At 72.1% G+C, this 23,358-nt stretch carries 22 protein-coding genes; 14 read left to right on the plus strand and 8 right to left on the minus strand.

The window, feature by feature from the left end; all coding sequences use genetic code 11:
- Positions 1-12 precede the first annotated feature (12 nt).
- Positions 13-1,140 carry a magnesium and cobalt transport protein CorA gene (locus ACFW9Z_RS04690; protein ID WP_384634299.1) on the minus strand — a complete coding sequence of 376 codons (1,128 nt, stop codon included), beginning with the start codon at positions 1,138-1,140 and terminating at the stop codon, positions 13-15.
- A gap of 492 nt (positions 1,141-1,632) precedes the next feature.
- On the opposite strand from ACFW9Z_RS04690, the gene ACFW9Z_RS04695 reads away from it, so the two are divergent.
- The 4 genes from ACFW9Z_RS04695 (at position 1,633) to ACFW9Z_RS04710 (ending at position 4,815) form a co-directional block, all read left to right on the plus strand.
- On the plus strand, positions 1,633-2,217 hold the full coding sequence (locus tag ACFW9Z_RS04695) for a suppressor of fused domain protein (RefSeq protein WP_384634302.1): 585 nt from the start codon (positions 1,633-1,635) through the stop codon (positions 2,215-2,217).
- 115 nt (positions 2,218-2,332) lie between these two features.
- A complete protein-coding gene (locus tag ACFW9Z_RS04700; protein WP_384634305.1) occupies positions 2,333-3,019 on the plus strand; it encodes a DUF6758 family protein in 687 nt (228 codons plus the stop codon).
- Between the two features lie 170 nt (positions 3,020-3,189).
- A complete protein-coding gene (locus ACFW9Z_RS04705) occupies positions 3,190-4,056 on the plus strand; it encodes a PHP domain-containing protein (RefSeq protein WP_384634309.1) in 867 nt (288 codons plus the stop codon).
- A gap of 153 nt (positions 4,057-4,209) precedes the next feature.
- A complete protein-coding gene (locus tag ACFW9Z_RS04710) occupies positions 4,210-4,815 on the plus strand; it encodes a MarC family protein (RefSeq protein ID WP_084749113.1) in 606 nt (201 codons plus the stop codon).
- Between the two features lie 79 nt (positions 4,816-4,894).
- Here ACFW9Z_RS04710 and ACFW9Z_RS04715 read toward each other — a convergent pair whose 3' ends face one another.
- Positions 4,895-5,047: a hypothetical protein gene (locus tag ACFW9Z_RS04715; RefSeq protein WP_384634312.1), complete on the minus strand. Its 153-nt coding sequence runs from the start codon at positions 5,045-5,047 to the stop codon at positions 4,895-4,897.
- A gap of 86 nt (positions 5,048-5,133) precedes the next feature.
- Between ACFW9Z_RS04715 and ACFW9Z_RS04720 the strand changes: the two genes are divergently transcribed.
- A complete protein-coding gene (locus ACFW9Z_RS04720) occupies positions 5,134-6,027 on the plus strand; it encodes an NYN domain-containing protein (RefSeq protein ID WP_384634314.1) in 894 nt (297 codons plus the stop codon).
- 132 nt (positions 6,028-6,159) lie between these two features.
- A complete protein-coding gene (locus ACFW9Z_RS04725; RefSeq protein WP_384634316.1) occupies positions 6,160-7,563 on the plus strand; it encodes a hypothetical protein in 1,404 nt (467 codons plus the stop codon).
- A 60-nt stretch (positions 7,564-7,623) separates the two neighbouring features.
- Here ACFW9Z_RS04725 and ACFW9Z_RS04730 read toward each other — a convergent pair whose 3' ends face one another.
- Together ACFW9Z_RS04730 and ACFW9Z_RS04735 are read right to left on the minus strand one after the other, a co-directional pair.
- Positions 7,624-8,481: an alpha/beta fold hydrolase gene (locus ACFW9Z_RS04730; RefSeq protein ID WP_384634319.1), complete on the minus strand. Its 858-nt coding sequence runs from the start codon at positions 8,479-8,481 to the stop codon at positions 7,624-7,626.
- Between the two features lie 438 nt (positions 8,482-8,919).
- Entirely contained in the window at positions 8,920-11,184 is a 2,265-nt protein-coding gene (locus ACFW9Z_RS04735; RefSeq protein ID WP_384634322.1) for a DEAD/DEAH box helicase, read from the minus strand.
- Positions 11,185-11,636: 452 nt separating this feature from the next.
- Here ACFW9Z_RS04735 and ACFW9Z_RS04740 point away from each other — a divergent pair, with 452 nt between their 5' ends.
- Entirely contained in the window at positions 11,637-12,383 is a 747-nt protein-coding gene (locus tag ACFW9Z_RS04740; RefSeq protein ID WP_384634325.1) for a ferritin-like fold-containing protein, read from the plus strand.
- A gap of 17 nt (positions 12,384-12,400) precedes the next feature.
- Here ACFW9Z_RS04740 and ACFW9Z_RS04745 read toward each other — a convergent pair whose 3' ends face one another.
- The 4 genes from ACFW9Z_RS04745 to ACFW9Z_RS04760 all read right to left on the minus strand — a co-directional run bounded on the left by ACFW9Z_RS04745 (position 12,401) and on the right by ACFW9Z_RS04760 (position 14,372).
- The gene (locus tag ACFW9Z_RS04745; RefSeq protein WP_384634328.1) at positions 12,401-12,673 is read right to left on the minus strand and encodes a hypothetical protein; all 273 of its coding nucleotides are present in this window, start codon (positions 12,671-12,673) and stop codon (positions 12,401-12,403) included.
- 295 nt (positions 12,674-12,968) lie between these two features.
- Positions 12,969-13,196: a DUF3107 domain-containing protein gene (locus ACFW9Z_RS04750; RefSeq protein ID WP_015611191.1), complete on the minus strand. Its 228-nt coding sequence runs from the start codon at positions 13,194-13,196 to the stop codon at positions 12,969-12,971.
- Between the two features lie 151 nt (positions 13,197-13,347).
- Complete coding sequence (locus ACFW9Z_RS04755; RefSeq protein ID WP_093693230.1) at positions 13,348-13,989, minus strand: TetR/AcrR family transcriptional regulator; 642 nt, start codon at positions 13,987-13,989, stop codon at positions 13,348-13,350.
- 167 nt (positions 13,990-14,156) lie between these two features.
- Entirely contained in the window at positions 14,157-14,372 is a 216-nt protein-coding gene (locus ACFW9Z_RS04760) for a hypothetical protein (protein ID WP_384634332.1), read from the minus strand.
- Positions 14,373-14,500: 128 nt separating this feature from the next.
- Here ACFW9Z_RS04760 and ACFW9Z_RS04765 point away from each other — a divergent pair, with 128 nt between their 5' ends.
- The 7 genes from ACFW9Z_RS04765 to ACFW9Z_RS04795 all read left to right on the plus strand — a co-directional run bounded on the left by ACFW9Z_RS04765 (position 14,501) and on the right by ACFW9Z_RS04795 (position 23,196).
- Complete coding sequence (locus ACFW9Z_RS04765) at positions 14,501-15,466, plus strand: alpha/beta fold hydrolase (protein ID WP_384634335.1); 966 nt, start codon at positions 14,501-14,503, stop codon at positions 15,464-15,466.
- Between the two features lie 8 nt (positions 15,467-15,474).
- On the plus strand, positions 15,475-17,184 hold the full coding sequence (locus tag ACFW9Z_RS04770; protein ID WP_384634338.1) for a DUF3152 domain-containing protein: 1,710 nt from the start codon (positions 15,475-15,477) through the stop codon (positions 17,182-17,184).
- A gap of 78 nt (positions 17,185-17,262) precedes the next feature.
- The gene (locus ACFW9Z_RS04775) at positions 17,263-17,358 is read left to right on the plus strand and encodes an Ms4533A family Cys-rich leader peptide (RefSeq protein WP_309544399.1); all 96 of its coding nucleotides are present in this window, start codon (positions 17,263-17,265) and stop codon (positions 17,356-17,358) included.
- A 345-nt stretch (positions 17,359-17,703) separates the two neighbouring features.
- Positions 17,704-19,428, plus strand: coding sequence for an ABC transporter substrate-binding protein (locus ACFW9Z_RS04780; protein WP_384634341.1), 1,725 nt, complete (start codon positions 17,704-17,706; stop codon positions 19,426-19,428).
- A gap of 2 nt (positions 19,429-19,430) precedes the next feature.
- Entirely contained in the window at positions 19,431-20,429 is a 999-nt protein-coding gene (locus ACFW9Z_RS04785) for an ABC transporter permease (RefSeq protein WP_384634344.1), read from the plus strand.
- On the plus strand, positions 20,426-21,415 hold the full coding sequence (locus ACFW9Z_RS04790) for an ABC transporter permease (protein ID WP_384634347.1): 990 nt from the start codon (positions 20,426-20,428) through the stop codon (positions 21,413-21,415). The genes ACFW9Z_RS04785 and ACFW9Z_RS04790 overlap by 4 nt, the downstream gene beginning before the upstream one ends.
- Before the next feature lie 122 nt (positions 21,416-21,537).
- Positions 21,538-23,196, plus strand: a complete 1,659-nt coding sequence (locus tag ACFW9Z_RS04795) for a dipeptide ABC transporter ATP-binding protein (protein ID WP_384634350.1) — start codon at positions 21,538-21,540, stop codon at positions 23,194-23,196.
- The last annotated feature ends 162 nt before the right edge of the window (positions 23,197-23,358 follow it).

Here is a 23,358-nt window from a genome sequence, read left to right on the forward strand (position 1 = left end):
GGCCTTTCGAGCTCACAGCCAGCCGTTGCGCTTCAGGATGCGGTGGATGGAGAAACACACCGCCCCGATGACGCCCAGCACCATCGGATAGCCGTACTTCCACTCCACCTCGGGCATGTACTCGAAGTTCATGCCGTAGACCCCGCAGATCATCGTGGGTACGGCGATGATCGCCGCCCAGGAGGTGATCTTGCGCATGTCCTCGTTCTGGGTGACGGTCGCCTGCGCCAGATTGGCCTGGAGGATCGAGTTCAGCAGCTCGTCGAAGCCGATGACCTCCTCCTGGACCCGGGCGAGGTGGTCGGCGACGTCCCGGAAGTACTTCTGGATGTCGGGGTCGATCAGCCGCATCGGCCGCTCGCTGAGCAGCTGCATCGGGCGCAGCAGCGGCGAGACGGCCCGCTTGAACTCCAGCACCTCACGCTTGAGCTGGTAGATCCGGCCCGCGTCCGAACCGCGCCGGCCGCCCTTCGCCGGGGTGGAGAAGACGTCGATCTCCACCTCGTCGATGTCGTCCTGCACCGCCTCCGCCACCGCGATGTACCCGTCGACCACATGGTCGGCGATGGCGTGCAGCACGGCGGAGGGGCCCTTGGCGAGGAGCTCGGGGTCCTCCTGGAGGCGGTGGCGCAGCGCGCGCAGGGAGCCCTGGCCGCCGTGCCGGACGGTGATGACGAAGTCCCGGCCGGTGAAGCACATCACCTCACCGGTCTCCACGACCTCGCTGGTCGCGGTCAGTTCGTCGTGCTCCACGTAGTGGATCGTCTTGAAGACGGTGAACAGCGTGTCGTCGTACCGCTCCAGCTTGGGCCGCTGGTGGGCGTGGACGGCGTCCTCCACGGCGAGCGGGTGGAGCCCGAACTCCCGGGCGATGCCCGCGAATTCCTCCTCCGTCGGCTCGTGCAGACCGATCCAGGCGAAGCCGCCGTCCTCGCGCACCTGAAGCATCGCCTCGTGCGGGGTCGGGGTCGCGGGCGCCGCCACCCGGGAGCCGTCGCGGTAGACCGCGCAGTCCACGACGGCGCTGGAGGCGGACGGGTCACGGGTGGTGTCGTACCCGCTGTGCGGGGCGCTGGTCTTACGGAGGGAGGGGCGCAGGGACGGGCGCACGGCGGCGCGCAGGTCACGGATCATCGACATGGCTGGCTCCTTCACGGAGGGCCGTCGGCGAGGGCGTGGAACAGCCCGGAATGGGGACGTGCGCTCACGTCCGCAAAGCGGGCGGCACCGCGCGGGCGCGATGACGGCGTTCGCTACAGACAGGCAGGGAAGAAAGGCTTTTTCCGCAGACTCTTCGAGACTCTTCCGCGGTGCGAACGACCGTTCATGAGCCACCGGCGGAAGCCGACGAGGCGTCAGTTCAACGGGAAGTCCAGCGCGAGGTTCACCCGGAAGCCCAGCGGGAGGGTCAACGGGAAGGGTGGTACGCGGAAGGGTGATCGGTACTGCACGGTCGACTTGGATCCATAGCAGTCCCCACCTCCTCCGGCCGGTCCCCCGTGAGGGACGACGTGTCGTCGGGACAAAGAGAGCGACGCTTCTGCGTGCTGTCCCGACCGGCGGCCAGGCTATCAGCCGTCCCGGGCCGAATCCCTTACTTTGCCCACTCCATACGCACTCTATGCTCGCCGGATGGCAGAAATTCTCGCTCTGGCCGAAGCCCGGCTCCGTTCGGCCCTCGGTGAACCGGACGCCCGCGCCGATGTGACGTTCCTCGGTACGGACCGGATCGAGGTGCTCCGCTTCCTCGACGGCGATGTGGTGCGCTACGCCACGCTCGGCATGTCGGGGCAGCCGATGGCCGACCCCACCTCGCCGCTCGCCGACCCGGTGAAGGGCCCCCGCGCCGAGCTGATCCTGTCGGTACGGGGCGGGCTCGCCGACACCGACCAGGTGCTGCGCCCGCTCGCGGTGCTGGCCGCCTCCCCGCAGGTCGAGGGGCTCATCGTGGCGCCGGGCGCCTCACTGGACCTGGGGGAGCCGCTGTGGACCGGGGCGCCGTTCACCTCGGTGCTGGTGGCGGAGTCCGGCGGGCTGGTGGAGGACCTGGAGCTGGACGAGCCGATGGACCCGGTGCGCTTCCTGCCGCTGCTGCCGATGACCCACAACGAGGCCGCCTGGAAGCGGGTGCGCGGGGCGCAGGAACTCCAGGAGCGGTGGCTCACGCACGGCACGGACCTGCGTGACCCGCTGCGCACCTCCGTACCGCTGGACTGACCGGGCCCTGCGGCCCGGTAGGTGGTACGGGCATCTGCTTTACCGGGTGGTAGCCACGCTGCGGACGGGTGATCGTCCTTGACGGGGCGACCGGCGGGGAGGACCGTTGGGCTCTATGAGGGGCGAACCCAGTTGCCCGAAGTGCGGTGGCCGGGTCAGGGCGCCCGGTCTTTTCGCCGACGCCTGGCAGTGCTCCGCGCACGGCCAGGTGCATCCGATGCAGCCGGTCGTCCCACCGAGCGTCGAGGCGCTCGGGGTCGCGGTGCACCGCTCCCAGGTGCCCGTCTGGATGCCCTGGCCGCTCCCCGTGGGCTGGCTGTTCACCGGGGTGGCCGGCGCGGGTGACGACCGCAGCGGCGGACGGGCGAGCGTTGTCGCGTGCTCGGGCCCCGGTCCGCTGGGGGGCATGGGAGAGCTGCTCCTCGTCGCCGAGGAGCTCGGCGTCGGCCTCGGAGCCCGTTACGCCGGAATCGACGGCCCCGACCCCGGCCCCCACCTGAACGTCGAATCCGCCCCCGACGCCAAGGTCCACGCCGCCGGGCGCCCCACCCCGCTCTGGCACGTCAGGAACGCCCCGGGGGACCGGGCGGTCTTCGCGGGCGAGGCGCAGGGCCTGTGGCTCTGGGCGATCCTGTGGCCCGAGCAGTCGGGGCTGCTGATGTACGACGAGCTGGTGCTGACCGATCTGCGCGACGCCGGGGGAGAGGTGGACCTCGTCCCGTGCGGGGCGCTCACCCCGCGCCTCCTCGCCGCCCCGGAGACACCGCCCCGACAGGGGCCGGGCGAGCGGCAGACCCCGTAAGGGCGAGCGGCAGATCAGGTACGTAGGGGCGAGCGGCAGACCCCGCGAGGGCGAGCGGAGGGCGAGCGGTAGATCACGCGCGGGCCGGGCCGATCGGGGCCGGGGCCCTGGTGTGCGGCGGTTATCCTTGAGCGGTCCCCGTCCGCCCGCGAGCCCTGGAGTCACACGTCGTGCGCATCGACCTGCACACCCACTCCACCGCTTCGGACGGTACGGACACCCCCGCCGAGCTGGTCGCGAACGCCGCCGCGGCCGGGCTGGACGTCATCGCGCTCACCGACCACGACACCGTCGGCGGCCACAAGCAGGCGATCGACGCGCTGCCCGAAGGGCTCACCCTCGTCACCGGCGCCGAGCTCTCCTGCCGCGTCGACGGCGTGAGCATGCACATGCTGGCGTACCTCTTCGACCCCGCCGAACCCGAGCTGGAGCGCGAGCGCGAGCTCGTCCGCGACGACCGGGTGCCGCGCGCCCAGGAGATGGTCCGCAAGCTCCGCGCCCTCGACGTGCCCATCACCTGGGAGCAGGTCACCCGCATCGCCGGGGACGGCTCGGTCGGCCGCCCGCACATCGCCGCCGCCCTCGTCGAACTGGGCGTCGTCCCCACCGTCTCCGACGCCTTCACGCCCGACTGGCTGGGCAACGGCGGCCGGGCCCACGCCGAAAAGCACGAGCTCGACCCCTTCGCGGCGGTCCGGCTCGTCAAGGCGGCGGGCGGGGTCACCGTCTTCGCCCACCCGGCCGCCTCGAAACGGGGTGAGGTGGTCCCCGAGACCACGATCGCCGCACTCGCCGCCGCGGGCCTGGACGGCATAGAGATCGACCACATGGACCACGACGAGCCCACCCGGGCCCGGCTGCGCGGCCTCGCCCGGGAGCTGGGGCTCCTGCCCACCGGCTCCAGCGACTACCACGGCAGCCGAAAAACGGTGCGGCTCGGCGAGTACACGACCGACCCCGAGATCTACGGCGAGATCACCCGGCGCGCCACGGGAGCCTTCCCGGTGCCGGGCGCCGGTGGACCGGTCTGTAGGTAGTAGGTCCCGCGCGCCCCGCGCGCGCCTCCTTTCACCGCACCACGTCCCACTCCTCGCGCGCCCTTCGTGTGCCGTCGTGCGCCCAGCGCCGACAGCCCACGCCCGGACCCGCGCACCTCCCGTACCACCCGCTTATCTCTCGCAAGGCTCACTGTGTTCGACGTCGCTGTCTTCGGATCCCTTTTTCTCACCCTTTTTGTGATTATGGATCCGCCCGGGGTCACCCCGATCTTCCTGGCCCTCACCGCGGGCCGCCCTGCCAAGGTGCAGCGCAGGATGGCGCTCCAGGCCGTCGCGGTCGCCTTCGGCGTGATCGCCGTCTTCGGTCTGCTCGGCCAGCAGATCCTCGACTATCTGCATGTCTCCGTGCCCGCCCTGATGATCGCGGGCGGACTCCTGCTGCTGCTCATCGCGCTGGACCTGCTGACCGGCAAGACGGAGCAGCCGACGCAGACCAAGGACGTCAACGTGGCGCTCGTACCGCTGGGCATGCCCCTGCTGGCCGGTCCCGGCGCGATCGTCTCGGTCATCCTGGCCGTGCAGCACGCCGACGGCTTCGGCGGCCAGCTCTCCGTCTGGTCGGCCATCGTGGCCATGCACGTGGTGCTCTGGCTGGCGATGCGCTACTCGCTGGTGATCATCCGCATCATCAAGGACGGCGGGGTCGTGCTGGTGACCCGGCTCGCGGGCATGATGCTCTCGGCCATCGCCGTACAGCAGATCATCAACGGCGTCACCCAGGTCATCCAGAACTCCTGAGGCCGTCCCCCACACACCACAGCGCCCCCGCACGGTCCTTCCGTGCGGGGGCGCCGTGTCGCCGAGGGGGCGAGGCGGGTTACGAAGCCGCGCTCCCGGTCGGCCGGATGTAGATGCGCTGGCCCATGGCCGCGGCCTGCTGCACGATCCGGTTGACGGAGGCGGCGTCCACGACGGTGCTGTCGACGGCGGTACCGTCGACGTCGTCGAGTCGCATGATCTCGAAGCGCACAGGGCTTCCCTTCGTCTCGTCCGTTTCTTGTATGTGACAACGGCTTGCCTGGTACAAACATTCCCTACGCTAAGGAAATTTTTTGGATGTCTAAGTACCCGGCGGATATCGCGGAGCGTCTGGACCGCACCAACGAGCTGCTTCAGCGCGTGCTCGTGGAGGTCTCCAAGACCCCTTCCACCCACGCCATCTTCGTGGACGCGGGCTATGTGTACGCGGCGGCCGGGCTGCTCGTCACCGGCACCGAGGACCGCCGCTCCTTCGACCTCGACGCCGAGGGGCTGATCGAGGCGTTCATCGACCGGGCCCGCACGATCTTCGCGGACAGCCGACTGCTGCGCGTGTACTGGTACGACGGGGCCAGGCGCCGCATCCACACCACCGAACAGCAGGCCATCGCCGAACTCCCGGACGTCAAGGTGCGGCTCGGCAACCTCAACGCCAACAACCAGCAGAAGGGCGTCGACTCCCTCATCCGCACCGACCTCGAATCGCTCGCCCGGCACCGCGCCATCAGCGACGCGGCCCTCATCGGCGGCGACGAGGACCTGGTCTCCGCGGTCGAGGCGGCCCAGGGCTACGGGGCGCGCGTCCACCTCTGGGGCATCGAGGCGGGCGAAGGCCGCAACCAGGCCGAACCGCTGCTCTGGGAGGTCGACAGCCAGCGCACCTTCGACCTCGACTTCTGCCGCCCCTACGTCACCCGGCGCCCGGTGACGACGTACGAGGACGACACCCCGGCCCCCTCCCGGGAGGACGTCCACTTCGTCGGCGCCCAGATCGCCGCCGCCTGGCTCGCCGCCCGTGGCCGCGAATCCCTTGCCGACCTGCTGCCCGGCCACCCCTATCTGCCGGGCTCGGTCGACCAGGACCTCCTGGTGGAGGCCGAACGCCTGCTCCAGCACTCCCTGCGCGGCCACGCGCACCTGCGCCGGGCGCTGCGGGACGGCTTCTGGCAGCACCTGCAGTCGCAGTACTGACCCGTTGCAGTCGCAGTACTGACCCGTCAGGCAGTCGTGGTACTGACCCGTCAGGCGGCCCGAAATACCAGGTGAGCGGGGGACAACCGGTCGGCTATTGTCGCGCACATGCCTACGAGGGGGGATTTCACGTTGCGTAAGAACAGCAGATTCATCACCGCCGCACTGGTACCCACGCTGGTCCTGGGGCTCGTCGGTCTGGGCGCCACCGCCACCGCGAGCGCCGCACCGGCCGCCGCGACCGCGACCGTGACCGCGACGGCAGCCGACCGGACCACCGGACCGTGGAGTGCGCCGACGGCGCTGACCGGACCTGAGGGCGTCGCCGACCTCATCGACGTGCGGACGACGGCGGACGGTGACGCCGTCGCCGTCTGGTACAGCGCTGCCGCCCCCGGCGAGCAGGAGCTGCGGGTCGCGGTCCGGCCGGCCGCGAGTACGGAGTGGGGGCCCGCGGAGGTCCTGGCGACCCTGCCCGAGGGGCGGGACAGTGTTCTGCTCGTCCCGTCGTCCGACGGCTCGGCCGCCGTCACCTGGGTGCACGCCGGGAAGGACAGTTCCGTACTCCGCACGGCGACGCTCGCCAAGGGGGCGACGTCCTGGTCCGCCCCGGTGGACATCGCGACGGCCCCGGTCTTCGGCGAGCTCGCGTTCGCGGGCGGCCCGTCCGGGAAGAGCGTGGCCACGTGGCACCAGAACGAGGGGCACAAGTCCCGGCTGTTCGTCTCCGAGCGCTCGGGCCCGGACGGCGCCTGGTCGGAGCCCGCCGCGCTGGTCGACGACGGCGCCTCCTGGCCGCAGGCCCTGGTCGCGGCCGACGGCAGCGTGACGGTCGCCTGGGCCGACTCCGCCGCCGAGGGCATGACCGTCAAGGTCGTCACCAAGGCGGCCGGTGCCGCCGACTGGAGCGCACCCGTCCTCGTCTCGGAGCCCTACGAGGGCGGCGCCCCGGTGCTGTCCCAGGGGCCGGACGGGACCGCGGCCCTGGCCTGGGTCGCGCACAAGTGGCTCGGGGACGACATCGGCAGTGACATCGACGTCGTCTCGTCGGTCAGGGCCCCGGGCGGCACCGAGTGGGGTGCCCTGCACACCATCCAGTCCGACTCCTTCTCCCGGCTCGGGGCGCCGCTGGTCGGACCCGACGGTGACGTCACCCTGGTCTGGATCGACTACCAGGAGACGCTTGGCCTGCGTACCGCCGACCGCTCGGCCGCGACCGGGAGCTGGTCCGAGGTCCGGACGCTGTCCAGCGGGTACGTGTCCGAGGAGTTCGACGCGAAGATCGGCGCCGACGGCACGGTCCAGGTGGGCTGGGCGCAGGGCGACGAGACGGGCGGGGAGGGGCAGGTCTTCCACACCGTCGCCCGCGTCGACGGCGTCTGGGCCGCGAGTACCCGGCTGAGCGAGAAGCCGTCCGCGTACACGGCCGGTTCGGTGTCCGTGGGCCCCGACGGAAACGCCACCGCCGTCTGGGTGCAGGACGACCAGCTGTGGACCTCCGCCACCGGGCTGACGCCCGAGGCGCCTGCGGTCTGATCCAACGGCTCCGCGTGGGCGGGCTTTCCGTCCGCCCGCCCACGCGGAACCGCCGGTCCGTCAGGCCCCGTCCACGACATCCCAGAACGCGGCGAGGGCCTCGGCGGTCTCGTGCGGCCGGGCGGTGTTGGGGGAGTGCTCGGCCCCGGCGATCGTGGTGCGGCGGGCGCCGAGGCGTTCGGCCATCGCGTCGAACTGCTCCACCGGCCATACGTCGTCGCGCTCGCCGGACAGGACGTGGACGGGCAGCCCGAGCGCGGCCAGCTCGTCCACCCGGTCCGGTTCGGCGGCCAGCTGGGCGCCGGTGGCGATCAACTGCGCCGGGTTGTGGCGCAGCCAGCGCCGGCGCATGTCCTCTCCGTCGCCGGTGTCCGCGTCCTGCGGCGGGTCCAGGGCCGTCATCGCCTCCCACACCTCGGCCATGGAGAGCACGGACAGCGCGTCGCTGAGCATCTTCACCTTGTCCCGCTGGGCGGCGACCACCTGGGCCGGGCCGGAGGACATCAGCGTCAGCGAACGGAACGGGGCGGGGTCCAGCAGGACGGCGGCACGGGAGATCTGGCCGCCGAGCGAGTGCCCGAGCAGGTGCAGCGTCTGCCCGCCCCCGCTCAGAGCCGCCGCCTGCGCCAGCACGTCCCGGGCCAACTCCCCCTGGACGTAAGCTTCCTGACGGTCCACCCCCTCGGACTCGTACTGCCCGCGACCGTCGACGGCGACCACCCGGTACCCGGCCGCGCACAGCGGTTCGAGCAGCGCGATGAAGTCCTCCTTGCTGCCGGTGTACCCGGGCAGCAGCAGGGCGGTGGCCCGTGCGGGAACGGCCGGTACGGCATCCAGGACGGCGAAGTCCCCGCGCGCGGTACGCAGGACGCGGGCGGTGGCGCAGGGCGGCGGGGTGAAGGTGGGCGGGCGACTCATGGGCCGAGGCTATCGCCGCCGTCGGGTACGGGGCATCAGGGGGCATGCCGGGGAGTGTGGTGCTGGGGTGCCATGGGGTGTGCCGGGGAGCGCGGTGCCGGGGTGACACGGGCTGTGCCGGGGGCCGTGGTGCCGGGGTCCGTGGTGCTGGGGTGCCATGGGTTGGTGCGGGGCGCCGCCGGTCCTGGCCCGGGGTGCGATCGGCTGCCCGGGCTTGGGCGCCGCTGGCCTGCCCCAGCACCGCCGGGCCTGCCGGAGTACCGTCGGGCCTGCCCCGGCACCGTCGGGCCCGGCCTGGGGCACCGTCGGGCAGCCCCGGTCGCCGGTCCGTGCCCGGGCCCACCGGGCGTCCCGGGGCCCCCGCACAGCGAAAAGGCCCTGGCCCCCGCAGTTGCGGGGGCCAGGGCCTCAGGGTGTCTCGTCGGACCGATCAGGCCGTCAGCTCTCGGTCGTCGCCGTGGCCTTGCCCGCGGCGCGGGTGGCTCGGCGGCGGCGGGGCTTCGCCTCGGCGGCGGCCTCGCTCACCACGGCCTCGGCCTCGGAGACCACGGCGGCCTCCTGGGTCGCGGTCGAGGTGACGCTGCGGGTCGCCCTGCGGCGGCGCGGCTTAGCCTCGGCCTCCACGGCGGCGGCCGGAGCTTCCGGGGCGGCGGCTTCGGCGGGGGCCGTGGCCACCGTGCCGGTCGCGCTCCGGGTGGCCCGGCGGCGGCGCGGCTTGGTCTCGGCCTCGGCGGCCGGAGCCTCCGGAGCCACGGTCTCGGCGGGGGCCGCGGCCTTCGCCCTCGAAGCCCGCCTGGGCTTCGACTCGGTCTCCGTACCGGCCTCGGCCTTCGGCTTCGACTCCGTCTTCGGTCGGCTCGTGGCGCGCGCCGGACGGCGACGGGTCTTCGACTCGGGCTCCGGCTCGGAGGCCGGGGCGATCTGGAAGTCGACCTCGTCGGCCGGCTTCACGATCCGGGCGCGGCGGCGCGGCTTGGTCACCGGCTCGGCGACCGGCTCCGCGATGCCCGCGGCGGCCGCCACGGTCTGGAACCCGACCTCGGCCGGAGCGGCGGCGGCAGGAACCTGCGCCACCGGCTCGGCCACCGGCTTCGCGGCGGCGCGGCTGCGACGACGGCGCGGCTTGGCCTCCGTGACGGTCTCCGCGACCGGCTCGGCCGCGACCGGGGCGACGGCCTCGGCGGCGGGAGCCACCGGAGCCGGAGCCGCGGCCGGAGCCTCGGCGACCGCCACGGCCGCCTCGGTCACGGCCTCGGCAGCGCTGACCCGCGTACGGCGACGGCGGCGCGGCGTGCGCGGCCCCTCGGGGGCCTCGTCACCGGCCGGAGTGACCGGCGTGGCCTCCTTGGCGGGTGCGGGCACCGTCGCGGCGCCCTCCTCCAGGGTGGACCCGCCACGGGTGCGGCGGCGCTGACGCGGCGTACGCGTACGGGGCTCGCGCTCCTCGCGGGCCGGAGCCGGGGCGGCGGACTTGCGGCCGCGGCCACCGGTCTCGCCGAGGTCCTCGACCTCCTCCGCGCGCAGACCGGCCCGGGTCCGCTCGCCACGCGGCAGCACACCCTTGGTGCCCGCCGGGATGCCGAGCTCCTCGAAGAGGTGCGGCGAGGTGGAGTACGTCTCCGGCGGGTCCGGGAACTTCAGGTCCAGCGCCTTGTTGATCAGCTGCCAGCGCGGGATGTCGTCCCAGTCGACCAGCGTGATCGCGATGCCCTTGGCGCCCGCGCGGCCGGTCCGGCCGATGCGGTGGAGGTAGGTCTTCTCGTCCTCCGGCGACTGGTAGTTGATGACATGGGTCACACCCTCGACGTCGATGCCGCGCGCGGCGACATCGGTGCAGACGAGGACGTCGACCTTGCCGTTGCGGAAGGCGCGCAGCGCCTGCTCGCGGGCGCCCTGGCCGAGGTCGCCGTGGACCGCGCCGGAGGCGAAGCCGCGCTTCTCCAGCTGCTCGGCGATGTCGGCGGCCGTCCGCTTCGTCCGGCAGAAGATCATCGCGAGCCCGCGGCCCTCGGCCTGGAGGATGCGGGCCAGCATCTCCGGCTTGTCCATGTTGTGCGCGCGGTAGACGTGCTGGACCGTGTTCTTGACGGTCGTGCCCTCGTCGTCGGGCGAGGTGGCGTTGATGTGCGTCGGCTGCGACATGTAGCGGCGGGCGAGGCTGATGACGGCACCGGGCATGGTGGCCGAGAACAGCATCGTCTGGCGCTTGGGCGGCAGCATCGTGATGATGCGCTCGACGTCGGGCAGGAAGCCCAGGTCCAGCATCTCGTCGGCCTCGTCGAGGACGAGCCCGCGGATGTGGGAGAGGTCGAGCTTGCGCTGGCCTGCCAGGTCCAGCAGACGGCCCGGGGTGCCGACGATCACGTCGACGCCCTTCTTGAGGGCCTCGACCTGGGGCTCGTAGGCCCGGCCGCCGTAGATCGCGAGAACGCGGACGTTCCGGACCTTGCCGGCGGTCAGCAGGTCGTTGGTGACCTGCTGGCACAGCTCACGGGTGGGGACGACGACGAGCGCCTGCGGCGCGTCGGTCAGCTGCTCGGGCGTGGCACGCCCCGCCTCGACATCGGCGGGGACGGTCACGCGCTCCAGGAGGGGGAGTCCGAAGCCGAGCGTCTTTCCGGTGCCGGTCTTGGCCTGGCCGATGACGTCGGAGCCGGAGAGCGCCACGGGGAGCGTCATCTCCTGGATGGGGAAGGGGGACATGATGCCGACCGCCTCAAGGGCTTCGGCCGTCTCGGAAAGAATACCGAGGTCGCGGAACGTAGTCAGGGTGCTGCCTCTTCTGTGAGACGCGGTCCGAGGCGAACGCTGGGGGTCGTACCGTGCCGGGGTTGGTCATCCGGCCGTGGATGGGCCGGGTGGCGCGGGACCACTGCCGTCGCTCGAGCGCTCGTGCCGCTGAGGGGGCCCCTCATGCTGCGGTCGTACGTGTCGTACGCACCGCGTGGAGGGCTGTCGGGTCGGAGCCGATCGGGCCACCGACCGGGCATCCTCATTCAAGGGACGCGCCCCTGGCACAGGAAAATGCTCAGTAAGCGCAATACCACTGTACCCCGGATTCGCGCATGTGTGTTGGACGAATTCATCGGAACGGTGTGATGTCCGCTCCTCACCGGGCCCTTCCGCCCCTCGTCGAGCGGGCTATTGTGCGGTTCATGGAGACGCCTGACAACGCCACTGACCACCCCGAAGAACCGCCCGCGGCGACCGGGATCGCCGCCCAGGACTGGGCCACCGCCGCCGCGGAGCCGCAGTATCGCGCCGCCGTCGTGGACCTGCTGGGCGCCCTCGCCTACGGCGAGCTGGCCGCCTTCGAGCGCCTCGCCGAGGACGCGAAACTCGCGCCGACACTCGGGGACAAGGCGGAGCTGGCAAAGATGGCCACCGCCGAGTTCCACCACTTCGAGCAGCTGTCCGAGCGGCTCACCGCCATCGACGAGGACCCGACCGCCGCGATGGAGCCGTTCGCCAAGGCGCTCGACGACTTCCACCGCCAGACGGCCCCGTCCGACTGGCTGGAGGGCCTGGTCAAGGCGTACGTCGGCGACTCGATCGCCAGCGACTTCTACCGGGAGGTCGCGGCCCGGCTCGACACCGACACCCGCGCCCTGGTCCTCGCCGTGCTCGACGACACGGGCCACGGCAACTTCGCCGTGGAGAAGGTGCGCGCCGCGATCGAGGCCGACCCCCGGCTCGGCGGACGGCTCGCGCTCTGGGCCCGCCGACTGATGGGTGAGGCGCTCTCGCAGGCCCAGCGGGTGGTCGCGGACCGCGACGCGCTCTCGACGATGCTGGTGGGCGGCGTGGCGGGCGGCTTCGACCTTGCGGAGGTGGGCCGGATGTTCTCCCGGATCACCGAGGCCCACACCAAGCGCATGGCCGCGCTGGGGCTGGCCGCCTAGGACCGCGTGACACCGGGCTACTGGGCCGCCGCCGACCTGGTGAGGCGGCGGCCGCGTGGGCGGATCAGCAGCGACAGCGTCACCGCCCCCACGGATACGGCACCGACCAGGGTCGCCACGGTGTGACCGGGGCCGAGCGCGGAGTGCGTGAGGAAGGCCCCGAACAGCGCCCCCAGCGCGCCGGTGAGATACACCGCACGGGCGGAGGGGAGCCGGTCGGCCAGTGAGCGGACGGCCGCCCAGGACAGGGCGAGTCCGAGGACGGCGGCGCCGAAGGATTCCCAGATCACTAAGGATCACCTCGCGGGGGTGTGCGGGGCGGGCAAATCGGTCGTAGGCGGTACTACCCCTGGCCCACGCCGTACAACCCTCCGCGGAGCCCGGGAAACCCGTACGGGTAACCGTTCGCACACCCAGGGCCAACAGCTCGGACACCGTACGGCACACGCGGCGCCCCGCACAGGTACGGCCGTACGGGCACGGGTCCGCACCCCATCGCCGTACGGAAGCGGCCCCATCGCCGTACGGAAGTGGCCCCACGGCCGTACGGAAGCGGCCCCACGGCATACGGGAGCGGCCCGTGGACTACAGCGCGCCGAACCCCACACGCCGGGTGCTGGGCTCGCCGATCTCCACGTACGCGATCCGGTCGGCCGGCACCAGGACCCTGCGGCCCTTGTCGTCCGTGAGGCTCAGCAGCTCCGCCTTGCCGCCCAGTGCAGCGGCGACCGCGCTCTCGACGTCCTCGGCGGAAAGCCCGCTCTCCAGAACGATCTCGCGGGGCGTGTGCTGCACCCCGATCTTGACCTCCACGGCTATGTCCCTCCGACGGTCAGTCCCTGCGCGGCGAACCGCGCCGTACGCAGCCACATTAGCCCGGTGGGACCACGCCTCACGGCCCGACCGGCAACGCCCGCAGCGAACACGGTGCGGTACGCGGCTCGAAGCTCGGCCGGGACCGGGGTCAGTGCTGCTCGGCGCCGTGCAGCGGGAAGCCCGCGATGCCCCGCCAGGCCAGCGAGGTGAGCAGCTGGACCGCCGTGTCGCGCGGGATGCTGGAGCCGCTGGAGAGCCAGTAGCGCGCCACCACCTGCGACACGCCGCCGAGGCCCACCGCGAGGAGCATGGACTCGTCCTTGGACAGCCCCGTGTCCCCGGCGATCACATCGGAGATCGCCTCGGCGCACTGGAGGGAGACCCGGTCGACCCGCTCGCGCACGGCGGGCTCGTTGGTCAGGTCGGACTCGAAGACCAGCCGGAAGGCGCCGCCCTCGTCCTCGACGTACGCGAAGTAGGCGTCCATCGTCGCCTCGACCCGCAGCTTGTTGTCGGTCGTCGAGGCCAGGGCCGTCACCACGGCCTGGAGCAGCGACTCGCAGTGCTGGTCGAGGAGGGCCAGGTAGAGCTCCAGCTTGCCGGGGAAGTGCTGATAGAGCACCGGCTTGCTCACACCCGCCCGCTCGGCGATGTCGTCCATCGCGGCGGAGTGGTAGCCCTGTGCGACAAAGACCTCCTGCGCGGCGCCCAGCAGCTGATTGCGTCGGGCGCGGCGGGGAAGGCGCGTGCCCCGCGGGCGCGCTGCCTCTGTCTGCTCGATGGCGCTCACGCCGCCTCCCAAATGTGTGTTCCAGCACAGCCGATCCGTACACGCTGCGCCGTACAGACATCGTACTTTTGGGTAACCCCGGTGCGCGCGGCGCGGACGCAGAATTTCACGGACCGGACGACTGCGGAAGCCACAGTTCGCCTGCGCCAGGAGCAAAGCGGGGCGTATCAGCGGTAATCATCCTCATCGAGAGGGATCACCCTGCGCTGTTCCGCCACATCGGCCTCGTTCGCCGTGGCCAGGTCGACGATCTCCACCTCTTCGTCCTCCTCGGGCCGGATGTCCGTCCGCTGCTCGGCGGCATCCGCCTCCGGGGCCTCCGGGCCGGGGGTGTCCGGCCCGGGGTTCTCGAAGGTGTCCGGGTCGCTCGGGTCGACCGTCATGTGTGGCTCCCTCTTTTCTCCCCCGAAGCGGCTTCTCTTGAAGCGTAGGAGCAACACTCCTACCCCGCGATGCGGCCTGTGACCGCGAACACATGAACTGCCGCGTGATCGTCTCGTAACATTGGCGCATGTCTTCGACCGAGCTGCCGGGTACTCAGGCCGTCGCCGCCGCGGTGGCGCCCACGGTCAGCGCCGTACGGGTCGCCGAGGGCGAGCGGCTGCGCTCCGTGGCGCTCCCGGGGCTCACGCTGACCGTCCGCTCCCGGCCCGCCGACCGGACGGGACTGGCCCCCGCGCTCTTCGTGCACGGGCTCGGCGGCTCCTCGCAGAACTGGTCGGCGCTGATGCCGCTGCTGGCGGACACGCTCGACAGCGACGCCGTCGACCTGCCCGGATTCGGTGACTCGCCGCCGCCGGACGACGGGAACTACTCGGTCACCGGGCACGCCCGTGCGGTGATCCGGCTGCTGGATGCGGGGGGCCGGGGCCCCGTCCATCTCTTCGGCAACTCCCTGGGCGGCGCGGTCGCCACCCGGGTGGCCGCCGTCCGCCCCGACCTCGTGCGCACCCTCACCCTGATCTCGCCCGCGCTGCCCGAGTGGCGGGTGCAGCGGCCCGCCGTGCCGACCGGTCTTCTGGCGGTGCCGGGGGTCGCTTCCCTGTTCGCCCGGCTCACGAAGGACTGGACGGCGGAGCAGCGGACGCGTGGAGTCATGGCACTCTGTTACGGCGATCCGGCACGGGTCTCCGACGAAGCCTTCCGTCATGCGGTGGCCGAGATGGAGCGCCGGCTGGAGCTGCCGTACTTCTGGGACGCGATGACGCGTTCGGCCCGGGGCATCGTGGACGCGTACACCCTGGGCGGCCAGCACGGACTGTGGCGCCAGGCCGAGCGGGTGCTCGCACCGACCCAGCTCGTGTACGGCGGACGGGACCAGCTCGTCTCGTACCGGATGGCGCGCAGGGCGTCCGCGGCCTTCCGCGGTGCCCGGCTGCTGACCCTGCCCGATGCGGGGCACGTGGCGATGATGGAGTACCCGGAGGCGGTCGCCGAGGCGTTCCGGGGGCTGCTGGACGATTGCGGCGGGAGCTGATCCGGGGCGTGGGACGACACAGCCGAAAGGGCGCAGGGGCCACCCGCCCGGACGCCGCAGCGGCGGATCCGGGCGGTCGGCGCGCCGTACCCCGGCCCGGCGGTGGCGGCCGACGCCGACGCCAGACGCCCGCGCCCCCGGCCGACGGGCACCCCCCTTTCCCGGACGCGCCTTCCCCGGACGCCTCGTATCCGGACGCGCCTTTCCCTGACGCCTCGTTCCGTGACGCTTCCTTCCCTGACGCCTCGTTCCCTGACGCCTCGTTCCCGGGCGGCCCTTCGTCGGGCAGCCCTTTCTCGGCCGCCCCGCAGGTGCGCGGCGGCCACCCCGAGCAGCGTGAGCCGGGCGGCGGCTGGGGCACCGGACCGCAGCCGCGTTACGGGGCTCCCGCCGGGCAGCAGCCGTACGCCGGGCCGCAGTCGTACGGTGCCCAGGCCCCCGGGCCGTCGCCGTACGGCGCCACCGCAGCCGGCGCCCGGGCCGTCGGCGCACCGCCGTACCCGCAGACGCCCGGCTCGCCGTACCCCCAGGCGTACGCCGACGCACCGGGCCCCCAGGGCCAGGACGCCGGTGCCCGGGAGCAGGCCGTGGCGCGCCAGGTGTCCGCCCAGCGGGCCGCACAGCGCGCGGCCGACGGACGGGCGGCGCGGCAGCCGGGCGGTGGACCCGGAGTGCCGGGCGGCGGTCCCGGAGTGATGCCGGGCCCGCGCCGGGAGTTCGTCGACGCCTTCGACGCCGAGGCCCCCGGCGCGTCCGGCCCGACCGGCTCCTCCGCTCCGTCCGATCCGGCCAACCTGTCCGACCCCTCCGGCCTCCGCACCGACTCCGGAGCCGCCGGTCCGCCGGTCGAGCCGGACGGCGCCCCGGACGGGGAGTCCGCCGAACGCCGCGAGGCCAAGGGCAGCAAGGGGCGCACCTTCACCGGGATCGCCGCTGCCGCCGTGACCACCGTCCTGGCGATCGTGGTGGCCGGTCAGGTCGCCGAGGACTCCGCCGACCGGGGAGCCGCGGCGGCCCGGGCCGCGGGGGTGGACCGGGACGGCGGCGAGGGCGCCTCGCGCTCGGACGCCCGCCCGACCCCCGAGCACCCCGCGAAGCCCCCCGAGGTCAAGCCGCTCTCGTACGCCGCCAAGATGGCGCAGCCCTTCCCGCTCGCCGCGGACCTGAAGGCGAGCGGGAAATTCGAGGCGGTCCCCGGACTCGCGAAGGCGCCCGGCAAGGGAAAGAAGTACCGCTACCGGATCGATGTCGAGAAGGGTCTCTCGCTCGACGCGGGCCTGTTCGCCGAGGCCGTCCAGAAGACGCTGAACGACGACCGGAGTTGGGCACACAACGGTGCGATGACCTTCGAGCGGATCTCCTCGGGGCGGCCGGACTTCGTGATCACGCTTGCCAGTCCCGGAACGACCGGCGAATGGTGTGCGAAATCCGGTCTGGATACGACGGTCGAGAACGTCTCCTGTGATTCCGCCTCGACCGACCGCGTGATGATCAATGCCTATCGCTGGGCGCAGGGCTCCGCCACCTTCGGTCCGGACAAGCTTCTGCCCTACCGTCAGATGCTCATCAATCACGAGGTCGGCCACCGGCTCGGCTATGGGCATGTGAGCTGCCGCACCCCCGGCACCCTGGCCCCTGTGATGCAGCAGCAGACCAAAACCCTGGAGATCGACGGGATCAAGTGCAAGCCCAACCCCTGGGCGTATCCCGGTAGTTGACGACCGGTGTCCGCATATCGAGACGGCCGTCTTATTCCGCTTTGACAGCGGTCAAGGCGGTCGTTCATATTTCTCGGCATGTCACGCAGCCCCGCACCTTCCGAGATCGCCGCCCTTGAGCTGGCGCTTCTCGGCGTGACCGGGCACTGCGTAGCCGACATTCTCTGTCGCTGACGCCTGTCCGAGCGCGCCGTCGGTTTTCTCTTCTGTCCGTGACCCATCCGTGAGCCCCTGACTGGCTCCGATGGCACCGTGACCGCCGCGCCCGGACGTACTCCGTCCGCAGGCGCGGCATTTCCTTTTCCGGCCCGTTTCCCGGGCTTCCGGCCCCGTTTCCCGGGCTTCCTGCCCTGGTTCCCGGGCTTCCTGCCCTGGTTCCCGGGCTTCCTGCCCTGGTTCCCGGGCTTCCGGCCCTGGTTCCGAGGCCAGGATCGTTTCTCATGCTGTCGCCTGCGCGGATTCCCCTTTCCCTTTTCCCTTTCCGCGTTGTTCCGCAGTACTCCGAGAGGTCATCTTCCGATGCGTCAACCGTCCGTCATATCGCGCCGCGTGGCAGCGGCCACCGTCACCCTCGTCCTCGCCGCGGGTGCCGCGGCCTGCGGCCCCGAGGACAGCAAGGGCGGCGACAGCGGCTCCGGAGCCGAGGGCAAGCCGCAGAAGGGCGGCACCCTCACCGTCCTCAACCGCAACCCGCAGCAGGACTTCGACCCCGCACGCCTCTACACCTCCGGCGGCGGCAACGTCCCCTCCCTCGTCTTCCGCACCCTCACCACCCGCAACCGCGAGGACGGCGCCGAGGGCGCGCAGGTCGTCCCCGACCTCGCCACCGACCTGGGCAAGCCCAACAAGGACGCCACGGTCTGGACGTACACCCTGAAGGACGGCCTCAAGTACGAGGACGGCACCGCGATCACCTCGGCCGACATCAAGTACGGCATCGAGCGCTCCTTCGCCCCCGAACTCTCCGGCGGTGCCCCCTACCTTCGGGACTGGCTCATCGGCGGCGCCGACTACCAGGGCCCGTACAAGGAAAAGAAGGGCCTCGACTCCATCGAGGTGCCCGACGACAAGACCATCGTCTTCCGGCTGAACAAGCCCGAGGGCGAGTTCCCCTACCTGGCCACGCAGACCCAGACCACCCCCGTACCCAAGGTCAAGGACACCGGTACCAAGTACGAGGAGCACCCGATCGCCTCGGGCCCGTACAAGGTCGTCACCAACGAGAACGACGGCGAGCGCCTCGTCCTGGAGCGCAACCCGCACTGGTCGGCCGAGACCGACGAGGAGCGCAAGGCCTACCCCGACCGGATCGACGTCCGCTCCGGCCTGGACTCCGCCGTCATCAACCAGCGGCTCTCCGCCTCCCAGGGCGCCGACTCCGCCGCCGTCACCACCGACACCAACCTCGGCCCGGCCGAACTCGCCAAGGTCGGCAGCGACAAGAAGCTCGCCGCCCGCGTCGGCACCGGCCACTTCGGCTACACCAACTACATCGCCTTCAACCCGAAGGTGAAGCCCTTCGACGACCCGAAGGTGCGTCAGGCGATCTCGTACGCCATCGACCGCACCTCGGTCATCAACGCGGCGGGCGGCTCCTCGCTCGCCGAGCCCGCCACCACCTTCCTCCCCGAGCGTGACTTCTTCGGCCACACGCCCTACGACCACTTCCCGGCCGGGAAGACGGGCAACGCGGAGAAGGCGAAGGAGGTGCTGAAGGAGGCCGGGTACGACAAGGGCCTGACCGTCACCCTCACCCACTCCAACGCCAAGGACTTCCAGACCAGCCCGGAGATCGCCACCGCGATCCAGGCCGCGCTCAAGAAGGCCGGTATCACCGTCGAGCTCCAGGGCCTGGAGGACAACGACTACTACGACACCACCCACGACGCCAAGAAGACGCCCGGCTTCTTCCTTTCCCGCTGGGGCGCCGACTGGCCCTCCGGTGGTCCCTTCCTCGCCCCGATCTTCGACGGCCGGCAGATCGTCAAGGGCGGCTCCAACTACAACGCCGCCTTCCTGAACGACCCCGAGGTCAACAAGGAGATCGACGAGATCAACAAGCTGACCGACCTGAAGGCCGCCGCCACCCGCTGGGGCGCGCTCGACAGCAAAATCGGCGAGAAGGCGCTGACCGTGCCGCTGTTCCACCCGGTCTACAAGCGGCTGTACGGCGAGAGCGTCAAGAACGTCGTCATCAGCGACTGGACCGGCGTCCTGGACGTCTCCCAGGTCGCGGTCAAGTAACCATGTCGGAAGCTCTGCTGGTCAAGGAGGCGGGAGCGGCGCCGGCCGTCGTCCCCGCCTCCGGGGCCCGGCTGTTCTGGCGGAGGCTGCGCGCCCAGCGCGCGGCCTCCGCCGCGGCCCTCGTCGTCCTCCTGCTCGTCCTGGTCGCGCTCGCCGCGCCGCTGCTCACCGCAGTGGCGGGCCAGGACCCGAACACCTACCACCCCGACCTCGTCGACTCGGCGGCCGGCGGCGTCCCCATCGGCCCCTTCGGCGGCATCAGCGCCGAGCACTGGCTCGGCGTCGAACCTCAGACCGGCCGCGACCTGTTCGCCCGGATCGTGTACGGCGCCCGGGTCTCGCTCGGCGTCGCCCTCGTCGCCACCGTCCTCCAGATCACCCTCGGCCTGGTCATCGGCCTCACCGCCGCGCTCGGCAGCCGCTGGGTCGACCAGCTCCTCAGCCGGATCACCGACATCAACGTCGCCCTGCCGCTCATGGTCATCGCCCTGGCGCTCCTGGCGATCGTCCCCGACACCTTCCCCCGGCCCGTCCTGATCGCCCTGGTCCTCGGGGGCATCGGCTGGTCCGGTACGTCGAAGATCGTGCGGGCCCAGGCGCTCGCGCTCACGTCCCTCGACTTCGTCGCGGCGGCCCGGCTCAGCGGGCGCGGCCGATGGGCCATCGCCCGCCGCGAGCTGCTGCCCTCGCTCGCCGCCCCCGTGATCACGTACGGCGCCCTGGCCTTCCCCTCCAACATCGTCGCGGAGGCGGCCCTCTCCTTCCTCGGCGTCGGCATCAAACCGCCCACCCCGTCCTGGGGCCAGATGCTCACCGAGGCCAACACCTGGTACCAGGCCGCCCCCACCTATCTCCTGCTCCCCGCCGTGCTCCTCTTCATCACCGTCCTCGCGCTCACCGTCCTCGGCGAGGGCGTCCGCACGGCCCTCGACCCGCGCGCCGCCTCCCGGCTGCGGGTGGGCACCAAGAACAGCGAGAAGAACGAGGGAGGCGCGGCATGACCGGGTTCCTGATCCGGCGGCTCGGCGGGGCCGTCCTCGTCCTGTTCGCCTTGACCGCCATCCTCTACGGCATCTTCTACGTGGCCCCCGGCGATGTCGCCCAGCTCGTCTGCGGCCCGCGCTGCTCACCCGCCCAGGTCGCCCAGGTCACCGAGCAACTGCGGCTGGACGACCCGCTGTACGTGCAGTACGGGCACTTCCTCCAGGGCATCGTCGCCGGGCGCGACTTCTCCACCGGCGTCGGCGTCGAACACTGCTCCGCGCCCTGCCTCGGCGTCTCCTACCAGTCCGACCAGCAGGTCACCCAGCTCATCCTGGCCAAGCTCCCGGTCACCGGCTCGCTGGTCATCGGCGCCTTCGCCGGGTGGCTGCTGCTCGGCGTGGGCACGGGCGTGCTCTCCGCCTGGCGGCGCGGCCGGATCACCGAACGCGTCCTGACCTGGCTGACCCTGGCGGGCTCGGCCACGCCCGTCTTCGTGATCGGGCTGCTGCTCATCATCGTGTTCTGCTCCACCCTCCAGTGGCTCCCGGCGCCGTCGTACGTCCCCTTCGCCGAGGACCCCGAACAGTGGGCCTGGGGGCTGCTGCTGCCCTGGGTGTCGCTGGCGCTGATCGAGTCCGCCAAGTACGCGCGGCTCACCCGCAGCGCCATGCTGGAGACGCTCGCCGAGGACCATGTGCGCACCTTCCGGGCGTACGGGGTCGGGGAGCGGGCCATCATCGGCCGGCACGCGCTCCGGGGCGCGGTGGCGCCCGTCATCGCCCTCAGCGCGCTGGACTTCGGCACGATGTTCGGCGGCGCCGTGCTCACCGAATCCCTCTTCGGTATCCCCGGCATCGGGCGTGAACTGGTCACCGCCGTCAAGCTCGTCGACCTGCCCGTGGTGGTCGGCATGGTGCTGGTGACCGGGTTCTTCGTCGTCCTCGCCAATGCCGTCGCGGACCTGCTGTACGCGCTGGCCGACCGACGGGTGGTCCTTTCATGACAACGAATGAGCCGGTGAAGGCAACGCGTGAGCCGGTGAAGACAACGCATGCACCAGAGGAGACAACGCGCGAGCCGGTGAAGACAACGCATGACCTACTGAAGGCACCGCGTGAGCCATTGGTGCGCGTCGCCGATCTCACCGTCGACTTCGGTTCCGTCCGGGCCGTCGACGGGCTCTCCTTCACCCTGGAGGCGGGCGGCGCGCTCGCCGTCGTGGGGGAGTCCGGCTCCGGCAAGAGCGCCTCCGCCTACGCCCTGCTCGGCCTGCACCGGGGGACGGGCGCCCGGGTCGGCGGCACGGTCGAGGTCGCCGGTACGGACGTGAACGCGGCCGACGACGCCGGGCTGCGGGCGCTGCGGGGTGCGAAGGCCGCCATGGTCTTCCAGGACCCGCTCTCCTCGCTCGACCCGTACTACGCGGTGGGCGACCAGATCGCCGAGGTGTACCGGGTACACCACCGCGCCTCCCGCCGGGCCGCCCGCGCCCGGGCCGTGGAGGTGCTGGACCGGGTCGGCATCCCGGACGCGGCCCGCCGCTCCCGGCTGCGCCCGCACGAGTTCTCCGGCGGGATGCGGCAGCGGGCGCTCATCGCGATGGCCCTGGCCTGCGAGCCGCAGCTGATCGTGGCGGACGAGCCGACGACCGCGCTCGACGTCACCGTGCAGGCCCAGATCCTGGACCTGTTGCACACCCTGCGGCAGGAGACGGGCATGGGGCTGCTGCTGGTCACCCATGACGTGGGCGTGGCCGCCGAGAGCGTGGACGAGGTGCTCGTCATGCGCGGCGGCCGGGAGGTGGAGCGCGGGCCGGTGGCGCGGGTGCTGGGTTCGCCGCGCGAGGCCTATACGAAGGAGCTGCTGGCGGCGGTGCCGAGGGTGGAGACCCGGAGGGTGCCGACGACGCCGGGTCCGGTGCCTTCCCCGCGTGCCGCCGAGGCGGGCGTGGGTGCCGGGGAGACCTCCGTACCGCTGCTCGAAGCCGTCGACCTGCGGCGTGAGTTCGGCCGGGGGAGCGGGAAGGCCGTCGCCGTGGGCGGGGTCTCGCTCACCGTGCACGCCGGGGAGACGCTCGGCATCGTCGGCGAGAGCGGCAGCGGCAAGACCACGCTCGGGCGGATGCTGGTCCGCCTGCTGGACCCGACGGCGGGCCTGCTCCGTTACGGGGGTACGGAGATCGGCTCGCTGTCGGAGAAGGAGCTGCGGCCCTTCCGGCGCGAGCTCCAGATGGTGTTCCAGGACCCCGTCGCCTCCCTCAACCCGCGCCGCTCGGTGGGGGAGTCCGTGGCCGACCCGCTGCGGGCGGCCGGGGAGCGCGACGAGGAGCGCGTACGGGACCGGGTGGGCGCACTCCTGGAGCGCGTCGGCCTCGACCCGGCGCACTTCGAGCGCTACCCGCACGAGTTCAGCGGCGGACAGCGCCAGCGCATCGGGATCGCCCGCGCCCTGGCCGCCGAGCCGAAGGTCATCGTCTGCGACGAACCGGTCTCCGCGCTCGACGTCACCACCCAGGCCCAGGTGGTCGCCCTGCTCGCCGAACTCCAGCGCGAACTGGGCATCGGCCTGGTCTTCATCGCCCACGACCTCGCCGTGGTCCGGCAGGTCAGCGACCGGGTCGCGGTGATGCGCGGCGGCCTGATCGTCGAACAGGGCAGCGCCGACGAGGTGTACGGAGACCCCCGCGACCCGTACACGAAGCAGCTCCTGGCAGCCGTTCCGGCCCTCGATCCCGGGCTGGCCGCGGCCCGCCGGGCGGCCCGCAAGGAGCTGGCCGCAGCCTGACCCTCCGTAACAACCGACCGCCCTATCGCGACGGAACGCGACCGGGCCGGGAAAGTTACGACGGTTCACCCCTTTCGGTGGGGGGGGGGGGGACCCAGGCGGGCCCCCCCCCCGGGTTCGGGGATTGGGGGGGGACCGGGGGGGCGGGCGGGGACGGGGGCG

Origin of the sequence: Streptomyces sp. NPDC059452 (genome assembly GCF_042750035.1) — a bacterium.
In the GTDB taxonomy this organism is placed as follows: Bacteria; Actinomycetota; Actinomycetes; order Streptomycetales; family Streptomycetaceae; genus Streptomyces.